Here is a 20,959-nt window from a genome sequence, read left to right as displayed (position 1 = left end):
TTTCACAATAGAATTGTATCGCAAGTCACTTTGTTTTGCTCGTGTGTAATCACGTCAATACGCTAAGCTTTGATCCACCTTTTTAAAGTTAAAAACTATACTTGGCTAGTGACCTTAGGTCATATAAAATACGCGTCCTTTAAGCTTTGCAATTGCATAGCAAACTAATAATTGCGCGACGTTGTGCATAAGATCCGAATTGAAAACGAGGCAATATTTCAATGAGTAAAAAGTTGCATATAAAAACCTGGGGTTGTCAGATGAATGAATATGACTCTCAGAAGATGGCTGACTTACTAGATGCTACCAATGGCTATCAACTAACAGATGAAGCCGGCAAAGCTGACGTTATCTTACTCAATACCTGTTCGATTCGTGAAAAGGCACAAGAAAAAGTATTTCACCAATTAGGTCGCTGGAAGTTATTGAAAGATGACAATCCGGATCTCGTCATTGGTGTAGGCGGCTGTGTGGCATCTCAAGAAGGTGATACAATTCGTCAACGCGCGCCATTTGTTGATATTGTATTTGGTCCACAAACCTTGCACCGCTTACCGGAGATGATCAAACAAGTCCAGAGCAAGCAAGGCGCTGTCATTGATATTTCATTTCCTGAAATTGAAAAATTTGACCGTTTGCCTGAGCCTAAAGCGGAAGGTCCAAGCGCATTTGTTTCTATTATGGAAGGCTGTTCAAAATACTGTACTTTTTGCGTAGTACCTTACACTCGCGGCGAAGAAGTAAGTCGTCCGCTTGATGACGTATTATTAGAAGTTGCCCAACTTGCAGAGCAAGGAGTGCGTGAAGTTAACCTACTTGGCCAAAACGTAAATGCTTATCGTGGTGAAACTCATGACGGCGAAACTTGCTACTTCTCGGATTTGCTCCGTTATGTTGCTGCCATTGATGGTATTGACCGTATCCGTTATACCACATCACATCCAGTAGAGTTTACCCCTGACATAATTGAAGCTTATGCGGATGTACCTGAGTTAGTTGATCACTTACATTTACCCGTACAAAGTGGCTCAGATCGCGTCTTAAATTTAATGAAACGTGGACACACCGCACTTGAGTACAAATCTACCATTCGTAAGCTTCGCAAAATTCGCCCGAACCTAAGCATGTCATCCGATTTTATTATTGGCTTCCCTGGCGAAACTACCGCTGATTTTGAAGCCACAATGAACCTAATTAATGATATTGGCTTTGATATGAGCTTCAGCTTTATTTATTCTGCTCGCCCTGGTACACCGGCAGCCGACTTGCCTGATGACGTATCTGAGCAAGAGAAAAAAGAACGCTTATATCTGCTACAAAACCGTATCAATCAAATGGCACAAGACATTAGCCGTAAAATGTTTGATACCGAGCAGCGTATTCTTGTAGAAGGTCCATCGAAGAAAAACCCTATGGAATTACGTGGCCGAACAGAGAATAACCGAGTTGTTAACTTTGAAGGTCCACACTCAGTGATCGGTCAGTTTGTAGATGTACGTATAACACAAGCATTACCAAACTCTTTACGTGGCACATTAATTCGTACAGAATCAGAAATGAACTTACGTAAGGATATTGCGCCAGCCGATATACTAAATCGTGCGGCGGTAGAGCCCGATGCTGATGAGCTAGGTGTTACCACCTTTACGCCATAAGCTAAATTGATTGCGCCAGCCTTTGCTGGCGTACTTATTACAGGAAGCCATTTTGAGTAGTCAGTTAAAAAATATAGAATTTTACCTAGAACCCGCCGACAATAATCGTCTTTCATCATTGTGTGGTCCTTTTGATGAAAACATAAAACAAATAGAGCGCCGCTTAGGGGTAGAAGTCGCACATCGCGATAATTGGTTTAAAGTGACGGGGCAGCCTGTACAAACCAAAGCCGCCATGGATATTTTAAAATCTCTGTATATCGACACTCAGCCAATTCGTGGCCAAATTAATGAAATTGAGCCTGACAACGTGCATTTGGCTATTTCACAAGCGAATGTGTTAGAGCAAGACGCACCAGCAGTATGGGACCAAGAAGTCTACATTAAAACACGCCGTGGTGTGGTTAAGCCTCGCAACCCAAACCAAAGTCAATATGTTGCCAATATACTCACGCACGACATTTGCTTTGGGGTTGGTCCAGCAGGTACGGGTAAAACTTACCTAGCAGTCGCCGCAGCAGTTGATGCGCTAGAACGCCAAGAGGTTCGTCGTATTTTACTGACTCGTCCAGCCGTTGAGGCAGGAGAAAAACTAGGCTTCTTGCCTGGTGATTTAACACAAAAAATAGACCCTTATCTACGCCCATTATATGACGCCTTATTTGAAATGCTTGGTTTTGAAAAAGTAGAGCGCTTAATTGAAAAAAACGTCATTGAAGTTGCGCCATTGGCTTATATGCGTGGTAGAACACTCAATGATGCATTTATTATTTTAGATGAAAGCCAAAACACTACTACAGAGCAAATGAAAATGTTCTTAACGCGAATAGGTTTTAACTCCAAAGCGGTTATCACCGGTGATATCACTCAGATTGATTTACCTCGCGGTGCGCGTTCAGGGCTGCGCCATGCGATTGAAGTACTCGGTGAGGTAGGAGAAATATCATTCAACTTCTTCAAATCACACGATGTAGTTCGCCATCCAGTGGTTGCCCGTATTGTTGAAGCCTATGAGAAAAAAGAAGAAGCTGAACGCAAAGAAAAAGCACTCAAAGAGCAAGCTTATAAGCAAGCAAAACAACTAAAAGAGCATGGCGAATGAGCATAGACTTAGATTTACAAGTTGTCTGTGAGTTTGACGATTTACCTTCTCAAGCACAGTTTGAGCTTTGGGCAAGTAAAGCGCTTACCCCCTACTTGCCCAACAGTGAATTGACGATTCGTATTACTGATGAACACGAAAGCCAAGAATTAAATCATCAATACCGTGGTAAGAATAAACCAACCAATGTATTGTCTTTCCCATTTGAAGCTCCCCCAGGTATTGAACTGAAACTAGTGGGAGATTTAATTATTTGCCCACATATTGTGAAGCAAGAATCTATTGACCAAGATAAACCTTTTCATGAACACTTTGCTCACATGGTTATCCATGGCTGCTTGCATTTAATTGGGTTTGACCATATAAATGAAAAAGATGCTATGGAAATGGAAACTTTAGAGAAAGAATTTTTAGCACAGTTAGGGATAAGCGATCCTTACCGCGACGATTTGTAACTATTTGATGCTCAAATAGCAGCATAACCAATTTGTTATTTTATGGAGTAAAACACGACAATGAGCGACGATAACTCGCAGAGTAGCCAGGGTTCTTCTAGCAAAACCTGGTTGGGACGCATCACACAGATGCTGCAAGGGGAACCCCAAAACAAAGAAGAGTTGGCAGAAGTCATTGCTGATGCTCAGGAGCGAGATCTGATCGATCCTGAAACAAAGGATATGATAGAAGGTGTGTTAGGCGTCTCAGAGCTTAAAGTACGCGATATCATGATCCCGCGCTCGCAGATGATCACGCTCGATGTGGACGAATCACTAGAGCAACAACTACCGACTATGGTTGAGTCTTCACACTCACGCTTTCCAGTGATTTGCGAAGATAAAGACCATGTAGAAGGTATTTTGTTAGCTAAAGATTTATTGCCCTTAATACTCAATAAAGATGAAAATTTACCTACAATTCGTGAATACCTCCGTCCTGCGATTGTGGTGCCAGAGAGTAAGCGTGTTGACGCATTGCTAAATGAATTTCGTCAAAAACGATACCATATGGCTATAGTGGTAGATGAGTATGGCGGTGTATCAGGTTTGGTAACCATTGAAGATATCTTAGAGATCATCGTTGGTGAGATTGAAGATGAGCATGATGAAGAAGAAGAGCAACAAGACATTCGTCAGCTTTCAAAGCACACTTTTATGGTGCAAGCACTAACGCCTCTTGATGAATTTAATGAGTTTTTCAAAACAGGCTACGATACGCAAGAAGCTGACACCATCGGTGGCATTATCCTGCACGCCTTTGGCCACATGCCTAGCCGTGGCGAAACTATCGATATTGAAGCACTGCAATTTAAAGTGACCAATTCTGACAATCGCCGTATTATTCAGCTACAAGTAACAATTCCAAAAACTGAAGATGGCGACGACGAAGCTGAGTAAACCAATATCCGCTTTTAAAGATAAGCAGTTATGGCTGGCATTTTTTGCCGGCCTTTCACTTACTTTTAGTTATGCGCCCTTTGCCCTTTGGCCTTTAGTATTTATTGCTATTGCCATTGCATGCTATGCCACCGATACACCTAACCTAAAACAAGCAGCCAAATATGGCTTTGTTTTCGGCTTTGGCTGGTTTGCGCTTGGCATTAGCTGGGTACATGTTTCTATTGCCCAATATGGTGGCCTACCGCTGCCTATTTCCTTGCTACTGATGGCGATGCTATGCGCCTATTTAGCCCTCTACCCTATGCTGGCCTTTATGCTTGCGAGCTACTTTACTGATAAACCGTGGCAGCGTATTTGCATGCTCATTGTTGGATTTGCGATATTTGAATGGCTACGAGGTACGCTATTAACGGGTTTTCCTTGGTTAAGCTTTGGTTATACCTTAACTGATAGCCCACTCAATGCTTTGGCACCATTTATTGGCGAATTTGGTTTATCGCTATTATGTGTGATGGTCGGTTGCTGTTTATATTATACGTGGCAATGTAGCAGTGCTAAGCCGCTTATTGCAGCCTCTATAACTACCTTCACACTAATCGGCCTAGCAATCAGTGTCAGCAAGCCTCAACACTCTGAACAACATATCAAAACCTTACTAGTTCAAGGTAACATTCAACAAAGTTTACGCTGGGAGCCTGAGCACTTTTGGCCAACTATGTCGAAATATAGAGATATGACGAGACCCCATTGGCATGATGTAGATTTAGTGCTTTGGCCAGAAGCAGCTATTCCAGAAATTGAAGACTTTGCTAATCCATTCTTAAAAGAGTTAGATAAAGCCGCCGCTTTTAATAATACCGCACTCATCACGGGTATCCCCGATTACCAAATAAACAGTAAGACTGTGTATAACACGCTTATAGTACTTGGTAAAAAGCAGCCTGATGATACACAAGGTCACTACCAATATTTACACACAAATCGCTATCAAAAGCATCAACTATTACCCATTGGTGAGTTTGTGCCGTTTGAAGATATTTTGAGACCTTTAGCACCACTGTTTGATTTAGCCATGTCTTCGTTTTCACGCGGAGAAAGGGTTCAAAACAATTTAATTGCCAATGGCTTACATATACTTCCAGCTATATGCTTTGAAATCGCTTTTAGTGAGTTAGTTCGAGATAACTTTACAGAGCAATCTAATATTTTGTTTACGGTCAGTAATGATGCTTGGTTTGGAGATTCTCACGGTCCTCATCAACACATGCAAATTGCGCGCATGCGCGCACTTGAATTACAGCGGCCGCTAATACGTGCTACCAACAATGGTATTACCGGCGTATATGACCCGATAACGAAACAACAGTATAGCATTGCTCAATTTAAAGCTGATGTCTTAAAAGCTGATATAAACTTGATAACAGGTAATACCTTCTTCAGCCAATTCGGTCATATACCTGTATGGGTCATTGTTTGCCTAAGTGGCTTTATTACATTAGGCAATAGATTTTTACCTAAGGTATTACGCCGATTTGAAAGAAGCTTTTTATAGCACAAAACTTCATACATTATCGCTTTAAACACTTTACTCTTACCTAAGGTGAATGCATCCAGCTAGTGCAGTATCAACTCTGAACCCACTATGTTGGTGCAAAGCCATTTACTTTTTCATTCAATAAAAGTATAAGCCATTGAATTTATTGCAAATTAAAAGTTGGTACAGTTCTTCCTTTCTATCATTATCAATCACAACAATGAAGATACTTATTATGGCCAATTTTTATCATACTCTTTATTTACTCTGGCATTTAGATATCAGTATTTGGCAAATTCATGATACACAGCACCCAGTTAAAAGTGTAAGGAAATGAAAATGCGCGCACTATCTTGCAGACACCCGTTAGTATTAGAAGCCGTACATAAAGTACTCAGTGAGCAGTTTTCAATTTCTGAGGCTGCACAACAATATGCATTGCCCAAACGCACCGTGTACGATGCAGTACGACAAGCTCAAGCCAAGCCAAAACAACAAACGCATAAGCTTGAAATTACTAAGCAAATGTTGAAAAGCAACCTTCTAGAAGTAGAGCAAGCTCTGAAAGGGTTACAACACACATGAGGTTCAAAGCAATACAATTTACGCAATCAAAAAGCATTGCACATATACAATTACAGCTGATTGAATTACTCGGCGCATGTATTAATGAAGGAGCATCACTGGGCTTCTACGCGCCCGCAAATGCTCACTCATTAATGCAATACTGGCAACAAATCGAACATGAGCTTCGCCAGCACAAACTTACAATTTTTACGGTATTTCACGAGCAAGCACTCATAGCTTCTGCACAGCTCGTCCCGTGCCGAAAACAAAATGGTAAACATAGAGCCGAAATAGAAAAGCTTTTAGTACACCCAGAAGCGCAAAGACAGGGACTAGCAACAAAGTTAATGGAAGCCGTTAAACAGTTCGCTCTTACACACCACATAAAGCTACTATAAAATATTATGATATTTCTAAATTTAAGAGAGACTTACTTCCCACCCGCCAAGTCAATAAAGCTGCCTGTTACATAGCTGGCTTGTTTGCTTAGCAACCATGCAATTGCATTCGCAACCTCCTCACTCGTGCCACCACGCCCAAGTGGGAGCAAAGAAGCAAGGCGGTCCACTCGTTCAGGCTCACCGCCATCTTTGTGAATATCGGTATATATACACCCTGGACGCACTGCATTAACGCGAATATCTTGAGAAGCTAGCTCTAACGACAAGCCAGTAGTAAAACTATCAATCGCACCTTTTGACGCTGCGTAATCAACATACTCATTAGCACCACCTAATCGAGATGCAGCGGAAGACACGTTAACGATGGCGCACAGTTTTGGATCATGGTGTGTTTTAAAATGCTTTATCGCCTCTCTTGCGCAGATAAAGTAAGGTGTGACATTTTGCATTAATATTGCGTTGATACGCTCAGCATCCATTTGTTCAACGCGCATTTGCGTTTGTAGCACACCCACATTGTTTACCAAGTGGCTAACGGGGCCTAGCGTTTGTTGAATTTGTGCAAAAAGAGAGACAACGGCACTTTCATCGCTAATATCTGCTTGAAATAACGCGCCATCGCCTCCTTGGAGTTTAATTTTTGCTAATACGTACTCAGCGGCTTGGTAATTTTGCTTGTAATTAATAGCAACTTTATAACCTTCTGATGCTAACTTCACGGCGGTTGCCGCCCCAATACCACGGCTGGCTCCGCTAACTAATACCACTTTATTCAACCTAAGCCTCTGTTAATTCTGATAATCAATTAAGTACGTATATCACAGAAAATACTAAAATTGGTACCTTAACGTTAATGAAGCGGTTGTCTCGTTTTCTTTACTTTCTCGCTGCTCTCCGTAACCTGCAACCAAACGAAGCTTCCAGCCAGCATCTTGGTAAGCCCCACTAAGAGAGTAACTATAACTGGCACCTAAGCCATAAATACTTTTTCGATCAAATATTTGAGAAAATGATGAACCTATCACACAACCTATAATTGTTGAATCGTCGTCACAATCTAACTCTTTATCACTACTTTTGATGCCCATAGCCCCAACAGCAACACCAAAAGCGTGTTTTTGATTATCGCTAACCACTCGCTCCCAGCCAGCGCTAATACCTGTATCTGTGCTTTGTCCAACCTGCAAATAAAAACCACCTTGGCTTGAGTAACTACCAACCTCTGCATTTAAAAAATAAGGCACCCCCGTACCTAATGAAAAGCGAACTTTGCTTTCATCATCAGCATGAGATTGAATACTGGCAAAACTAGCCATCGTACCAAGTAAAACATTGAGTATTAGATTTCGTGTTTTCATAAAATTCCTTGTCAAAAAGATATTAACCTATTAAAAGTACAAATTAGGTACGGGTATACTATAATAAGTAATTACCTGCTTTTATCAATCAAAAAGCAAAGTAAATTTTATGTTTTAGTTGTTAACTTAAAATTATTTAAATTAAACCTTGCATCCCTTAAAAACACCAACTAATATCCGCCTGCTTCTTGATGATAGCCAATCCGAGTACATCACACATAACGTGTGCCAAGGCGATAGAGCAACTATCCAAGAGTGACTTTGACTGCGTATTAACGTGTTTATTGACGCTCAACTTTTCAACTTAATTTGAAAATCAGTTTGGAAAGTTTGTTTCTATTTTTGGAGGCTATTATGGCTAACTCAGCGTTGGATTTTTCTGCTTTTTCATCTTCAGCTTTAAGCGCTGAAGAAACGCAACTTATTGAAGCGTCAGTCGCTCAATTTGGTGCGCCTTTACTACTTTTAGATTGCGAAGTGGTTCGTCAGCAATATCGTGCTCTTGCTCGTGCATTACCTAATGTGACATTGCATTTTGCACTCAAACCATTGCCTCATGCATCGGTAGTACGTACTTTACTGGCTGAAGGTGCCAGTTTTGATTTGGCCACCAGCGGAGAAGTTGAGCTGGTTGCAAGCCAAGGTGTGCCGGCAGATAAAACCATTCATACTCACCCAATCAAACGTGATAGTGATATTTCTGATGCACTTAATTATGGCTGCACGGTGTTTGTAGTTGATAACTTAAATGAATTGGATAAATTTATTACCTATAAAGACCAAGTTGAACTATTAGTACGTTTGAGCTTTAGAAATGCCGAAGCTTTTGCTGATTTATCAAAGAAATTTGGCTGCACGACTGAAATGGCCATAGAGATCATTACTCAGGCACAGCAATTAGGTATTCGTATAAAAGGGTTGTCTTTTCATGTTGGTTCGCAAACCAGTAGCCCACAAAAGTATGTAGATGCAATCTTAGCATGTAAACAAGTTATGGAAACCATAGTACAACTTGGTTTACCCGCACTGAGTACACTTGATATTGGTGGTGGTTTTCCTGTTAGTTATGCCAAACAGATAACGCCGATTGAAATATTTTGCGCGCCTATCAATGAGGCTTTAGCAAGTTTGCCACAGACAGTGCAGGTGCTTGCTGAGCCTGGACGCTTTATTGTAGCACCAGCAGTGATGAGTGTGGCATCTGTAATGGGGCAAGCCATACGCGAAGGAAAAATGTGGTATTACCTTGATGATGGTATATACGGTTCGTTCAGTGGCTTAATGTTTGATGAAGCAGACTACCCTATCGTGACTGTCAATCAAGATACGCAATGCTTTCCAAGTGTATTGGCTGGCCCAACATGCGATAGTATTGATGTGGTTGCTGAAAGTATTATGCTACCAAAGCTAAATAATGGTGATTTAATAGTCGCACGGATGATGGGCGCTTACACTAGTGCAACAGCAACCGATTTTAATTTTTTTAAGCGGGCCCAAACTATTACATTAAATGAGCATGAGAACATCCAAACATTAGTTTGTTAAGGGCAATCAAGTTTCATAACCTCAGGTTCGTATCAAGGCTTTGAAATAGAAAACACCTTTTAACTGACATACTTGCAACCTAATGTTGTTTTTTTGTTCAAAAGCAACGCCGAGAGTGAGTAAAATCGCTTTATTGGGCAAATTCGCTCATACACAGCTGATATTACATATTAAAAGCACGCAACTGTGCGTGCTTTACCTTTTCTTTTCGCCCCACTGTAACGACCTGTAATTTACTTATCGTCAAACCAGCTATACTCTTTTCGTACTCATTATGTGTTTTCGATAAGGAAAGTGAATGTCAGCTCAAGATCAAACCACCACTTTAAAACCAGCAGTTAATAACCCTAATAATATTGAAGCGAAAAAGTACTACGTATTCAATGAAACAGGTAATATCATGATGTCGAGCACGGTTGACGCCAATAACGAGCTGTCAGACTCTGTGCAAAAGGTTTTTTCTGAGGTGTCGGTATTTTTTGCCGGTATGTCGCGCGCAATTAGTACCACTATCAACCCTGCAACAAAAAAGCCCTATTCCTTATATAATTATGAAGCACTGCAAAATGTGATCAGTGGCTCTGGGTTATTTGTTCACGTTACAGAAGAAGATGTGAACTATGAAACATCGAGTTTTGGTGCCGATTTCAGTAAAGAATTGATTGAGTCGTTGTTGGGCTTAGCAACGGGTGCGGGTGAAATGAGTTTTGCTTCGGCCATGGTTTCATCCATCGGTAAAGAGGGGTTGAAATTATCGGGTTCTTCAAAAACCTCCAGTAGCAAAGTTGGTAATATTGTCTTTGTCTGCGAATACCTATTTGGTATGCCAAGCATCAGTGCAATTGTTGTTTACGCTGAGTGTGACCAACATGCACAGCAACTTAAACTCGGGCCTTGTTTTAGTGAGTCTTCAATCAGCTCTAAATGGAAACTTCACAAAGATACCTATATGTTTGTCACACCCACTTTTATTAAAAACTATGCAGGAGACTTAAGCTCTATAAACTCTGATCCCGAGTATCTTGAGCTGGTTAACTGGTTAAGTGGCTTACTGACCCAAACCCCCCTTATTGTTGATGTTATTAACACCACTGACAACTCAGTCGTTGACTCTAAAAGTGCACTGGCCAAAGACGTCACTTATAAGCTTCAGGGGCAATTTTTACAAACGGATGGTGGTAGTCTTGGGTTTACAGGTAGCAATAGCAAAGCGATTATCACAGCAACAAGTGACTGGACAGCTGACGCAATTGAGTTTACCGTATCCGGTACGCTCACACAGCCTGCTTCTATCCAAGTATTAGATAAAAGTGGTCATGTTATTACACAAACTGCGCAAACTTTTACAATTGCAAGTTAACTATCAGTTCGGCGTGTAGCAATACACGCCACTAAAGCATGGGGAAGCGGATTGAGTTGGTTTAACCCTTTTAAGCATTCAGATAACCAATCTGCACCTGCATCAAGTGAAAATAACACGGTTCCTAGGTTTAACTACTTCAATGCCACGGGCAATATTTTAATCTCATCCGTATGCCCACCAAATCAGCCTCTTCCTGAAGCTGTGCAGAGTACATTCAATCAAGGTGCAGCATTTGTGGCCAGTGCAATGAGAGCTGTTTCAACAACAATCAACCCAGTTACAAATCAACCTTATTCGATATTTAACCACTTTGCATTATCACGAGTACTTGCAGGCTCTGGTCACTTCACAAAACTATCTGAACAATCTTTAACATTGCCCAACACGGTATTTAGCAATGCAGACCATTGCCAACTTTTTTCAAGCCTCTTCAATATTAACTTTTCGTCAGCCTGCATCCCATTTGCGCAGGCATTAACCACACAATTTGCTCAACATGCAAATGAAATGGCTGCACGCTCGCACCCGACAGAACTAAAAACAGCACATTTAGTACTTTGCTGTGAATATATATCCGGCTTAGCCTGCGTGAGTGTGGTACTTATTTCGCTTAACAACGAACAGCATCAAGTGCACCTTGCCAAACGTCCATGTTTGAATAATCAGCACAGATTACCTGATTGGACAATAGAGAAAGAACACTTTTTATACCAATTAGCTTAGGGCGGTTTTACGACCAAGAATACCTATTAATTACACACAATTTAAAAGCCTAAGTTATGAAATAAGTAACTTGAATTCTGGTTAAGCAAACTTAAGCTTTAAATCAATATCATATTTTGTTTGGTTAAGACTCGATTGCCAACAACTCTACTTCAAAAATAAGCAGTGAACCAGGCTCTATTTTACCTGCGGCCCTATCGCCATAACCCAAATCAGGCCCGATAAAAAAGCGAAATTTATCGCCCTCTTTCATTAACTGAACCCCTTCTGTCCAACCTGGGATCACCTGATTTAGGCCAAAACTGATAGGGCTATCACGCAACACTGAGCTGTCAAATACTGAGCCATCAGCTAAAGTGCCATGATAATGCACTTTGACTTTGCTTGTGGCTATTGGATGTACTTCACCACTGCCTTGCGTAAGCACCTCATATTGCAGCCCTGACTCTGTGATTTGCATATTAGGCTTATCCGCATTTTGTACTAAAAATGCTTCTGCCGCTTTGCGGTTAAAAGTCGCAGATTGTTTTTGCTGTTTAGACTGTTTGTACACAAACCCCGCTATAAGCAAAATAACAACTAATAAAACAATGTTAGTAGTAGACATTAGGCATCCTTCTCTTTTACGTTGTCATCGTCTTTATCTTCGCCATTAACCACATTAGCAATATGCTGCAATCGCGCCAGCGCCAACGCATTAATACTGCCTGAAGGGTAGCTTCCCTCTTTTAACTTACCCGCAGGTTTGTCTATTAAAAGGGTTAATGCTTCGTCCACACTCTCAACCGCATAGATATGAAACTTACCGGCTGCAACAGCATCAACAATTTCATCATCTAGCACCAAGTTTACACGGTTAGAATTAGGAATGATTACCCCTTGCTCACCGGTTAATCCTCTCATTTTGCATAACTTGAAGAAACCTTCAATTTTTTCATTTACACCACCAACCGCCTGCACTTCGCCATGCTGGTTAATAGAACCCGTTAACGCAATAGACTGATTAATAGGCAGTTTAGTTATCGCAGAAATAAGACCACAAAGCTCAGCAAGCGAAGCACTGTCTCCGTCGATATAGCCATAACTTTGTTCTATTGCGATATTAGCACTGAGTGTGAGCGCAAAATCTTGCGCATATTTATTACCTAGATACCCTGTTAATAGCATCACCCCTTTAGAGTGAATTGCCTTACCAAGTTCAGCTTCTCGTTCAACGTCTATAACCCCGTCAGCACCTGCATAAACGGTCGCGGTAATACGTGCAGGCGTACCAAAGGCAGTATCACCTATATGTAATACAGTTAAGCCATTCACTTTGCCTACTGCTTTACCAGATGTGGCTATAAGCGTATGCCCTTCTTGTATATCACTGAGCATATTTTCGCTTAATTGACCGGTACGGTATTGCTTGCCAGCTACCGCTTCGTCAATATGTTCAGCATCAATTGTCGTGACATTATCTTGTTTAGTGTAAAAGCTTGCTTCCGCAACAAGTTCAAGCACATCCGCAAAACGTGCAGATAGCTTAGTATGGTGCTCAGCCTGTCGGTAACTAAATTTAAGCAAGCGAACAAATGCTTGCTCCGTCAACGTGCAATTCAAAGTGCTATTGGCATACTCTTGAACCTTAGTCACAAACTGATATTGCATTTTATCTGAGCTTGGTAAGTAATAATCAAAATCAGCTAGTACTCGAAACAACTCTGCAAACTCTTCATCATACTCACCGATGGTGTAATACAAGTCACGTGAGCCCAACAAAATAATTTTAACATCAAGCGGAATAAGCTGCGGTTTAAGTGTAAAGCTACTCCCCACAGAATTATCTTGATAAGGTAAGTCATTTTTAATTTGATGGGTTTTTAATGAAAGCTTAAGGCCATCCCATACTTGTGGGTTTGCAAGTACCTTTTCAGCATCCATTATTAAGTAACCGCCATTAGCACGATGCAATGCCCCAGCTTGAATGGAGCGGTAGCTTGTGATCAACGTGCCCTGCGATGTGGCATATTCAACTTTACCAAAAATGTTACCAAAGGTAGGGTTTGGTTCATACACCACTGGAGCTGGGGCTCCATCTTTGTATTCAACTAAAATATTTGGTGCAAAAAAGTCACTCAGCATACCTTTAGAATCAAAGTCGTCTTTGTTTTCTTCACTACTGGCGTCATCATCTAACCACTCCAGAACAGCATCCACTATTTCAGTACGTAAATCTTTGAGATAACGCACCACGCCAATGTGACTGGCATATTTATGTTCTAAGGTACGTAACAGAGGCTTAGTCGCCATTTCTACAGTAGATTTTTTCAAGTTCCGAAGCGTTTCTGAAGATTCTCTTTTCCAGCGAGGTAACTCTATTAACGCTTCAATTAAAGCATCTTCTAACTTTTCAATGGCATCTATAAAGTGCGACTGAAGTTCCTCATCAAGCGCAGCAAACTCATTATCGTTTAACTGCTTACCATCAACGACAGGAGCAAACCCCACCAAGTTACTTTCTTCTAATAACGCGACACTTTTGTCTGCTGCCAACTGTTCTACCGCCGTTAAAGCAGCGTTATATTTATTATCGAAATCTCGGTCTATGGACTTCTTTTTTCGTTGATAACCAGGATTATCAAATGCAGCAGGAAATGTATCTGCCACCTCGTCTAAAAACTCATCAATATCATCTTCAAGCTCTTTACTTTGACCTGCTTGCATAAACATGGCGATGGGCTCTCGGTGATCATCGTAATTATTTACATACAACCACTCTTTAGGCGTTTGTCGAGTTTTACTATGTGCCTCGAGTTTGTCTTTGACCATGGTAAAACGGCCAAGCGCAGCTTCACCCATAACAAATACATTATACCCAGGCAACTCCATACCCAACGCAAAATCTAAGGCACTTTGTGCGCGTTGTTGACCAATAAAGGGGAGCGCTTCTGGATACGGATTTTGCATACATGATTGCACATGAGAAACAGACACCGACGGCGCAAGCGCGTCGGTTAACAATGGTGATATTTTTTTGGTCATTCCTAACTTCTTATTTCTAAACGCTAACTACTATCAAGCTAGGTTTTATGGGGATAATGCTTTACGTATAAACTCATCATGCCCACACTCTGAGCAGGACATAATTTCACTGGCGTAAAATACATCCAATTTATTGTCGCAATTCTTACATACTAATTGCCCCATGGCTATCCATTCTCCGCACTTGTATGTACCTTTGTGGTTGAAGTCTTGCACCAATGCTTGCCACTCTAACTGAGTTCTATCCTCTAACTGTGCCAATTCATACCATATAGATGCCTTTAGCTCTTGCCATGCCAAGTCATCATAATACTTTTGGTGTTCTTTTAGATGCGCTAAATCTCGGTTTAGATAACTTTTGTACAATGCCAGCTTCTCTTGTGATAACTGCTTTAAAGCACTCTGGTGTTCAATGAATTTTTCAACTAAATCATCTACCTCATGATCTTTAACATCATTAACCCAATCAATAAATTGGCTAAGCCATGATTTATAACTTGACATGCCATACTCCGTTTTTGCTGTATTAACTTAACTATAGCTTATGAGGTAAGCGTTGTTGTTTTATGCTTGACTCAAATGCTTAAAAATGCGCTGTAGCTACTGTGAATCAATGCTTTTTTCGGGTATGCTATCGGGCAATTTTCTATCAATTTGCAAGAAGTCTGGAAACGTAGATGCAAGAGCAATATAACCCGCAAGACATAGAGTCAAAAGTCCAACAGTACTGGGAACAAAATAAGACATTTAAAGTCGTCGAAGACGAGAGCAAAGAGAAGTATTACTGCCTCTCAATGTTTCCATACCCAAGTGGTCGACTGCACATGGGTCACGTTCGTAACTACACTATTGGCGATGTAGTTTCTCGCTTTCAACGCTTGCAAGGTAAAAACGTTATGCAACCTATGGGTTGGGATGCGTTTGGTCTACCCGCTGAAAATGCCGCCATTAAAAATAATACAGCGCCTGCTAAATGGACCTACGAAAATATTGATTATATGCGCGACCAATTAAAGCAACTTGGCTTTGGCTATGATTGGGATCGTGAAATAGCCACTTGTCACCCTGAATACTATAAATGGGAGCAGTGGTTTTTCACAAAATTGTATGAAAAAGGTCTCGTTTATAAAAAAATGTCCACCGTAAACTGGGACCCAGTAGACCAAACAGTACTTGCCAATGAGCAAGTTATTGACGGTAAAGGATGGCGTTCTGGCGCGGTGGTTGAGCAAAAAGAGATCCCACAATGGTTTATTAAAATCACTGATTATGCCCAAGAGCTACTTGATGATTTAGACAAGTTAGACGATTGGCCTGAACAAGTTAAAACCATGCAACGTAATTGGATTGGTCGCTCTGAAGGCTTAGAAATAGACTTTAAACGCGCAGATAATAGCGACGTATTTACAGTTTACACAACGCGCCCAGATACCTTTATGGGTGTAACTTATGTTGGTGTTGCCGCAGGTCACCCCATCGCACAAGAAGCCGCGAAAAATAATGCCGCTATCGCCGCTTTTGTAGAAGAGTGTAAAAACACCAAAGTTGCTGAGGCTGATATGGCAACAATGGACAAAAAAGGTATTGATACGGGTTTTAAAGCGATTCACCCATTAACAGGCAAAGAAGTGCCAATTTGGGTTGCTAACTTTGTATTGATGGATTACGGCTCTGGTGCCGTAATGGCCGTACCAGGACACGACCAACGTGACTTTGAATTTGCTACAGCATATGGCCTTGAGATAAAACAAGTTATTGCGCCTGAACAAGGTTCTGAATTAACAGCCGACATCAATACAGAAGCATTTACTGAAAAAGGCATATTAATCAATTCAGGTGAATTTGATGGGTTATCATTTAAAGCCGCTTTTGAGGCTATTGCAGACAAACTAGAAGCACAAAGTGCAGGTAAACGTAAAGTCAACTTCCGTCTAAGAGATTGGGGAGTTAGTCGTCAGCGTTATTGGGGCTCTCCAATTCCTATGCTAAGTGATGAAAATGGCAAAGAGATTGCTGCGACTGGAGATATGCTTCCAGTACGCTTACCAGAAAACGTGGTTATGAATGGAGTAACATCACCAATCAAAGCAGACCCTGAATGGGCAAAAACCACCGTTAATGGTGCTGCAGCTTTTCATGAAACTGATACTTTCGATACGTTTATGGAATCATCTTGGTATTACGCACGCTACTGTAGCCCTCGCTATGACGAAGGTATGCTTGAGCCGGGCGCTGCAAATTACTGGTTACCCGTAAACCAATATATTGGTGGTATTGAACATGCTATTTTACACCTACTATATTCGCGCTTTTTCCATAAACTACTACGTGACTTTGGGCTAGTTAACTCCGATGAGCCGTTTGAGCGTTTACTATGCCAAGGTATGGTATTAGCAGAAACCTTCTACCGTAAAGATGAAAAAGGCGGTGATATCTGGATCTCACCCACTGATGTAGCAACAGAAACAGACGACAAAGGCCGTGTCACAAAAGCATGGCACAAAGATGACGGCCAGCCGGTATTCTCTTCTGGCATGAGTAAGATGTCAAAGTCGAAGAACAATGGTATTGACCCACAAACCGTTATCAAACAATACGGTGCAGATACTGTTCGCTTATTTATGATGTTTACAGCACCACCAGAGCAAACCCTCGAATGGTCTGATTCAGGTGTTGAAGGCGCGCATCGCTTCTTAAAGCGTGTTTGGAAATATGCAGTTGACGTTAATAATGCTGGTAAAGCGGCATTAAACGTTAGTGCACTAAGCAGCAATCAGAAAACATTACGTCGTGAAGTACATAAAGCAATCGCAAAAGTTACCGATGACTTATCGCGTCGTCAAACATTCAATACTGCCATTGCCGCAATTATGGAGCTATCGAACAAGCTGACTAAAGCGCCACTTAAAGATACTCAAGATATTGCCATTGCCAATGAAGCACTAAATGCGATAGTTATTATGCTTGCACCAATTGCACCACATATGTGCCATGCGCTATGGGCTGAACTTGGCTTTGAATCAGATATTCTAGATGCCGCTTGGCCAAGTGTTGATGAGTCTGCGTTGGTTGAAGATGAAAAGCTGATTATTGTACAAGTTAATGGCAAGCTGCGCGCTAAGCTGACTGTTGCTGCTGATGCAACACAAGAGCAAGTTGAAGCGATAGCGTTTGCAGAAGAAAACGTTACTAAATTCACTGATGACAAAACAATTCGTAAAGTGATTTATGTGCCAGGTAAGCTCCTTAACGTGGTAGCCAACTAAGATGCGCTTCAGTGCTTTTATCAAACACGGATTAGCGCTTGCGCTAGTCTGTGTTTTGTTATCTAGTTGTGGCTTCCATTTAAAGAAAGCCTCTTACCTCCCCGTTGAAATGCGTACATTGCAACTAAGTGGAGATGATACACGCGCTCAGCTTTATGAGCTGCTAGTTGACGACTTGCAACAAGCCAAAGTCACGCTCATCCCTGAACAGCAAAACAATAGCCAAATCGCTAAGTTGCATCTATACCGTGATACTTTAGACAAACAAACCCTGAGCTTATTTAAAAACGGCCAGGTTGCGCAGTATCAGCTCTCTTATGGCATATCTTATCGATTAACCCGTCCAAATCAAGAACCAATAGAACAAAGTTTTGAGCTATATCGCAATTATAAAGATGACCCCGATAACGCTCTGGCAAAAGCCAAAGAACTTGATTTGTTACTCAATGAACTGCGCCAGTTGGCAAGCAAACGTATTGTCCGCGAGTTGTCACAACTGTAATGCGCTACTACGCCAATCAACTAAGTAACCAACTAAAGCAAGCATTAGCGCCATTTTATATGGTGTTTGGCGAAGAACCTTACCAAGAAGCCAACTGTGTTCAGCAAATCAAACACACAGCTAAAAAACAAGGGTTTGATGAAGTCATTAAATTCACTTTGTTACCTGGCTTTGATTGGCAAGAATTAATTGCCCAATACAACAGTATGTCGCTGTTTAGTACCCGTACCCTCATTGAATTTGATTTAAACCAGCAAAAACCAGGTACTCAGGGAAGCCAAGCTTTTAAGCTTTTGACCGAACAGCCAAACCCTGATGTCATAATTATTGTAAAAGGTGCCAAAGCAGGACAGGATATACAACGCAGCGCTTGGTTTAAAGCGCTAGATAAACAGGGTATTTTTGTGCCATGTTACCAACTAACGGGTAACCACTTAGCACGCTGGCTTGATGAACAATGTAAAAGATTAAAGTTGAATTTAGCCCATGATGCAAAACGCAGTTTACTGCATGCAACCGAAGGTAACTTGTTAGCCACTCACCAAGAACTTGAAAAACTGTCTTTACTTTATAAGTCAGATCCAATTGATCAAACTCAGGTATTAACAGGCCTGCTTAATCAAGCTAAATTTGATATTTTCGACTTAAATAGCGCTCTACTCAATGGCAATACAAAGCAGATCATCAAAGTTATGCTTAAACTTGCCAGTGACAATGTGGAGCCGACAAGCATTGTTTGGAACTTAAACAAAGAAGCGCAAACCTTACGAGACTTAAAACAAGGATTACAGCAAGGCCAGAATATAAGCCAATTGTTTAAACAAAACGGCATATGGAAAAACCAACAAGCCGCAACATCACAGGCTGTTGAGCGGCTCACCTTGGCACACATTGAACAAATCATCATATTGCTAGCACAGTTTGATGTGGCATATAAACGAGCACAATTAGTGTCCCCCTATCAGGCTCTGGCACATATCGCCTTGTCATTTTGCCAGCCTATTGAGTTTCAACTTCCTTACCAACACATTAAATAACATTATGATTGCTTTATTTGGCGGAACCTTCGACCCAATTCACCTTGGCCATTTAAATATGGCACATCAGTGCGTCGAAGAACTAAAACTAACACAACTGTACTTTTTACCCTGCGCTGTGCCAGTTCATAAAATGCAACCTGGCATTACAGATGCGCACCGTTTAGCAATGCTATCTCTGGCTATCAAAGACAACACAAAATTTTCAATAGACCGTAGGGAGATAACTAGGCAAGGCCCATCATACTCTTTATTAAGTTTACGGGAATGTCGCGCTGAGCACCCTAATACCCCTTTGCTATTTTTAATGGGTATGGATTCATTTAATAGCTTACCTAGTTGGTTTGAATGGCAAGAAATCACCTCGCTTTGCCACATCATCGTTTACCAACGCCCTTACGAGCGCCTATCAAATCAAGCAAAACTGGCGCAATATTTAAAAGTTTCAAAAACTTCACATATCGAAGCACTCAACCAGCAAATTGGTGGGTTATGTTACTTTTTAACCGGTAGTACCTTTAATGCAGCATCAAGCGATATACGTAAGCGCATAAAAAATAGTGAAAATATGAAACATTTACTCAACAGTAGGGTCATAGACTACATTAATGAGTATCACCTGTATGCTGAATAAGCCTTTGAGCTGTGTTAGAATCGCCGATTATTTTATTTAGTGAAGAGAAACAAACTTGAATTCTGAACAACTTTTAGACTTTGCCTTAGACAAAGTGGATGATATGAAAGCCCGCGATGTTGTTAAACTAGATGTACGTGATATATCTTCTGTGACAGATTATTTAGTTATCTGCTCTGGAAACTCAAAACGTCATGTCCAATCCATTGCTGATCACGTTGCCAAAGAGGCGCGCCATGCAGGTGAGGAGCCTATGGGTCAAGAAGGGCTAGATATTGGCGAGTGGGCATTGGTTGATTTAGGTGACGTTGTTGTGCACGTTATGCAAGATCAAACTCGTAGTTTATATGACCTTGAGAAACTTTGGGGCTAAGCTTTGAAAATTCAGTTAGTCGCTGTAGGGACGAAAATGCCCGCTTGGGTTGAAACAGGTTTCAAAGAGTACCAACGTCGTTTTCCCAAAGATATGGCACTGGAACTTATCGAGATCCCAGCAGGTAAACGCGGCAAAAATGCAGATATAAAACGCATCTTACACATTGAAGGTGAAAAAACCCTTGCTGCTATCCCTAAAGGGAATCGCATTGTAACGCTTGAAGTTACAGGTAATCCTTGGGATACGCATCAACTTGCTAATCATATGCAAAAGTGGCAATTAGATGGTCGGGACATTAGTTTATTGATTGGCGGGCCGGAGGGCTTAGCACCTGAGTGCATTGCAGCCTCAGAGCAAAAGTGGTCGCTGTCTAATTTAACGCTACCACATCCTTTAGTACGTATTATTGTTGCAGAAAGTCTCTATCGTGGATGGAGCTTAAACAACAATCACCCTTATCATAGAGAGTAGTTAA

The 20,959-nt window shown here is 41.2% G+C and carries 21 protein-coding genes; 16 read left to right on the top strand and 5 right to left on the bottom strand.

All coding sequences use genetic code 11. The annotated features are described in order from the left end of the window. The first annotated feature begins 221 nt into the window (after positions 1-221). From miaB to OCI93_RS00740, 7 genes are all read left to right on the top strand, one after another. Entirely contained in the window at positions 222-1,655 is a 1,434-nt protein-coding gene (gene miaB, locus OCI93_RS00770) for a tRNA (N6-isopentenyl adenosine(37)-C2)-methylthiotransferase MiaB (RefSeq protein ID WP_261592440.1), read from the top strand. A gap of 52 nt (positions 1,656-1,707) precedes the next feature. Beyond that, positions 1,708-2,757, top strand: a complete 1,050-nt coding sequence (locus OCI93_RS00765) for a PhoH family protein (protein WP_261592441.1) — start codon at positions 1,708-1,710, stop codon at positions 2,755-2,757. Then, positions 2,754-3,212: an rRNA maturation RNase YbeY gene (gene ybeY, locus OCI93_RS00760; protein WP_261625562.1), complete on the top strand. Its 459-nt coding sequence runs from the start codon at positions 2,754-2,756 to the stop codon at positions 3,210-3,212. The genes OCI93_RS00765 and ybeY overlap by 4 nt, the downstream gene beginning before the upstream one ends. Before the next feature lie 60 nt (positions 3,213-3,272). Continuing rightward, positions 3,273-4,151, top strand: coding sequence for a CNNM family magnesium/cobalt transport protein CorC (gene corC / locus OCI93_RS00755; protein ID WP_261592443.1), 879 nt, complete (start codon positions 3,273-3,275; stop codon positions 4,149-4,151). Beyond that, positions 4,129-5,706 carry an apolipoprotein N-acyltransferase gene (gene lnt, locus OCI93_RS00750; protein ID WP_261625561.1) on the top strand — a complete coding sequence of 526 codons (1,578 nt, stop codon included), beginning with the start codon at positions 4,129-4,131 and terminating at the stop codon, positions 5,704-5,706. The genes corC and lnt overlap by 23 nt, the downstream gene beginning before the upstream one ends. A 321-nt stretch (positions 5,707-6,027) precedes the next feature. Then, positions 6,028-6,273 (top strand): helix-turn-helix domain-containing protein, encoded by a 246-nt coding sequence (locus OCI93_RS00745; RefSeq protein WP_261592445.1) that lies wholly within the window; start codon positions 6,028-6,030, stop codon positions 6,271-6,273. Beyond that, entirely contained in the window at positions 6,270-6,653 is a 384-nt protein-coding gene (locus OCI93_RS00740) for a GNAT family N-acetyltransferase (RefSeq protein WP_261625560.1), read from the top strand. The genes OCI93_RS00745 and OCI93_RS00740 overlap by 4 nt, the downstream gene beginning before the upstream one ends. Before the next feature lie 32 nt (positions 6,654-6,685). On the opposite strand, the gene OCI93_RS00735 is transcribed toward OCI93_RS00740, so the two are convergent. Then, positions 6,686-7,432, bottom strand: coding sequence for an SDR family oxidoreductase (locus OCI93_RS00735; protein ID WP_261625559.1), 747 nt, complete (start codon positions 7,430-7,432; stop codon positions 6,686-6,688). 54 nt (positions 7,433-7,486) lie between these two features. Continuing rightward, complete coding sequence (locus OCI93_RS00730; RefSeq protein ID WP_261592446.1) at positions 7,487-8,014, bottom strand: hypothetical protein; 528 nt, start codon at positions 8,012-8,014, stop codon at positions 7,487-7,489. 354 nt (positions 8,015-8,368) lie between these two features. On the opposite strand from OCI93_RS00730, the gene OCI93_RS00725 reads away from it, so the two are divergent. The 3 genes from OCI93_RS00725 (at position 8,369) to OCI93_RS00715 (ending at position 11,645) form a co-directional block, all read left to right on the top strand. Next, entirely contained in the window at positions 8,369-9,559 is a 1,191-nt protein-coding gene (locus OCI93_RS00725) for a type III PLP-dependent enzyme (RefSeq protein ID WP_261625558.1), read from the top strand. Positions 9,560-9,857: 298 nt separating this feature from the next. Continuing rightward, complete coding sequence (locus OCI93_RS00720; protein ID WP_261592448.1) at positions 9,858-10,919, top strand: hypothetical protein; 1,062 nt, start codon at positions 9,858-9,860, stop codon at positions 10,917-10,919. 51 nt (positions 10,920-10,970) lie between these two features. Further along, positions 10,971-11,645 (top strand): hypothetical protein, encoded by a 675-nt coding sequence (locus OCI93_RS00715; protein WP_261625557.1) that lies wholly within the window; start codon positions 10,971-10,973, stop codon positions 11,643-11,645. A 124-nt stretch (positions 11,646-11,769) separates the two neighbouring features. On the opposite strand, the gene OCI93_RS00710 is transcribed toward OCI93_RS00715, so the two are convergent. Genes OCI93_RS00710 through OCI93_RS00700 form a run of 3 tightly spaced genes read right to left on the bottom strand, consistent with a single transcriptional unit; the run spans position 11,770 to position 15,173 of the window. Then, on the bottom strand, positions 11,770-12,252 hold the full coding sequence (locus tag OCI93_RS00710) for an FKBP-type peptidyl-prolyl cis-trans isomerase (RefSeq protein ID WP_261625556.1): 483 nt from the start codon (positions 12,250-12,252) through the stop codon (positions 11,770-11,772). After that, positions 12,252-14,669: a Lon protease family protein gene (locus OCI93_RS00705; RefSeq protein ID WP_261592451.1), complete on the bottom strand. Its 2,418-nt coding sequence runs from the start codon at positions 14,667-14,669 to the stop codon at positions 12,252-12,254. The genes OCI93_RS00710 and OCI93_RS00705 overlap by 1 nt, the downstream gene beginning before the upstream one ends. Positions 14,670-14,714: 45 nt before the next feature. Further along, on the bottom strand, positions 14,715-15,173 hold the full coding sequence (locus OCI93_RS00700; RefSeq protein WP_261592452.1) for a zinc ribbon-containing protein: 459 nt from the start codon (positions 15,171-15,173) through the stop codon (positions 14,715-14,717). Positions 15,174-15,346: 173 nt separating this feature from the next. On the opposite strand from OCI93_RS00700, the gene leuS reads away from it, so the two are divergent. Genes leuS through rlmH form a run of 6 tightly spaced genes read left to right on the top strand, consistent with a single transcriptional unit; the run spans position 15,347 to position 20,955 of the window. Beyond that, positions 15,347-17,935, top strand: coding sequence for a leucine--tRNA ligase (gene leuS / locus OCI93_RS00695; RefSeq protein ID WP_261625555.1), 2,589 nt, complete (start codon positions 15,347-15,349; stop codon positions 17,933-17,935). 1 nt (position 17,936) lies between these two features. Beyond that, a complete protein-coding gene (locus tag OCI93_RS00690) occupies positions 17,937-18,437 on the top strand; it encodes an LPS-assembly lipoprotein LptE (protein ID WP_261625554.1) in 501 nt (166 codons plus the stop codon). Next, a complete protein-coding gene (gene holA, locus OCI93_RS00685; RefSeq protein ID WP_261625553.1) occupies positions 18,437-19,474 on the top strand; it encodes a DNA polymerase III subunit delta in 1,038 nt (345 codons plus the stop codon). The genes OCI93_RS00690 and holA overlap by 1 nt, the downstream gene beginning before the upstream one ends. A gap of 4 nt (positions 19,475-19,478) precedes the next feature. Beyond that, a complete protein-coding gene (nadD, locus tag OCI93_RS00680) occupies positions 19,479-20,108 on the top strand; it encodes a nicotinate-nucleotide adenylyltransferase (protein ID WP_261625552.1) in 630 nt (209 codons plus the stop codon). A 55-nt stretch (positions 20,109-20,163) separates the two neighbouring features. Then, positions 20,164-20,481, top strand: coding sequence for a ribosome silencing factor (gene rsfS / locus OCI93_RS00675; protein WP_261592457.1), 318 nt, complete (start codon positions 20,164-20,166; stop codon positions 20,479-20,481). A gap of 3 nt (positions 20,482-20,484) precedes the next feature. After that, entirely contained in the window at positions 20,485-20,955 is a 471-nt protein-coding gene (gene rlmH / locus OCI93_RS00670; RefSeq protein WP_261592458.1) for a 23S rRNA (pseudouridine(1915)-N(3))-methyltransferase RlmH, read from the top strand. The last annotated feature ends 4 nt before the right edge of the window (positions 20,956-20,959 follow it).

The organism is Pseudoalteromonas holothuriae (genome assembly GCF_945859825.1).
In the GTDB taxonomy this organism is placed as follows: Bacteria; Pseudomonadota; Gammaproteobacteria; order Enterobacterales; family Alteromonadaceae; genus Pseudoalteromonas; species Pseudoalteromonas holothuriae.
This window is presented reverse-complemented; position numbering and strand designations above follow the sequence as displayed.

Coding starts and splice junctions, on each gene's coding strand:
- OCI93_RS00705 (WP_261592451.1), bottom strand. CDS start 14,669: ATGACCAAAAAAATATCACCATTGTTAACCGACGCGCTTGCGCCGTCG.
- corC (WP_261592443.1), top strand. CDS start 3,273: ATGAGCGACGATAACTCGCAGAGTAGCCAGGGTTCTTCTAGCAAAACC.
- OCI93_RS00690 (WP_261625554.1), top strand. CDS start 17,937: ATGCGCTTCAGTGCTTTTATCAAACACGGATTAGCGCTTGCGCTAGTC.
- OCI93_RS00745 (WP_261592445.1), top strand. CDS start 6,028: ATGCGCGCACTATCTTGCAGACACCCGTTAGTATTAGAAGCCGTACAT.
- OCI93_RS00725 (WP_261625558.1), top strand. CDS start 8,369: ATGGCTAACTCAGCGTTGGATTTTTCTGCTTTTTCATCTTCAGCTTTA.
- nadD (WP_261625552.1), top strand. CDS start 19,479: ATGATTGCTTTATTTGGCGGAACCTTCGACCCAATTCACCTTGGCCAT.
- OCI93_RS00720 (WP_261592448.1), top strand. CDS start 9,858: ATGTCAGCTCAAGATCAAACCACCACTTTAAAACCAGCAGTTAATAAC.
- miaB (WP_261592440.1), top strand. CDS start 222: ATGAGTAAAAAGTTGCATATAAAAACCTGGGGTTGTCAGATGAATGAA.
- leuS (WP_261625555.1), top strand. CDS start 15,347: ATGCAAGAGCAATATAACCCGCAAGACATAGAGTCAAAAGTCCAACAG.
- OCI93_RS00700 (WP_261592452.1), bottom strand. CDS start 15,173: ATGTCAAGTTATAAATCATGGCTTAGCCAATTTATTGATTGGGTTAAT.
- OCI93_RS00740 (WP_261625560.1), top strand. CDS start 6,270: ATGAGGTTCAAAGCAATACAATTTACGCAATCAAAAAGCATTGCACAT.
- lnt (WP_261625561.1), top strand. CDS start 4,129: ATGGCGACGACGAAGCTGAGTAAACCAATATCCGCTTTTAAAGATAAG.
- holA (WP_261625553.1), top strand. CDS start 18,437: ATGCGCTACTACGCCAATCAACTAAGTAACCAACTAAAGCAAGCATTA.
- ybeY (WP_261625562.1), top strand. CDS start 2,754: ATGAGCATAGACTTAGATTTACAAGTTGTCTGTGAGTTTGACGATTTA.
- OCI93_RS00710 (WP_261625556.1), bottom strand. CDS start 12,252: ATGTCTACTACTAACATTGTTTTATTAGTTGTTATTTTGCTTATAGCG.
- OCI93_RS00730 (WP_261592446.1), bottom strand. CDS start 8,014: ATGAAAACACGAAATCTAATACTCAATGTTTTACTTGGTACGATGGCT.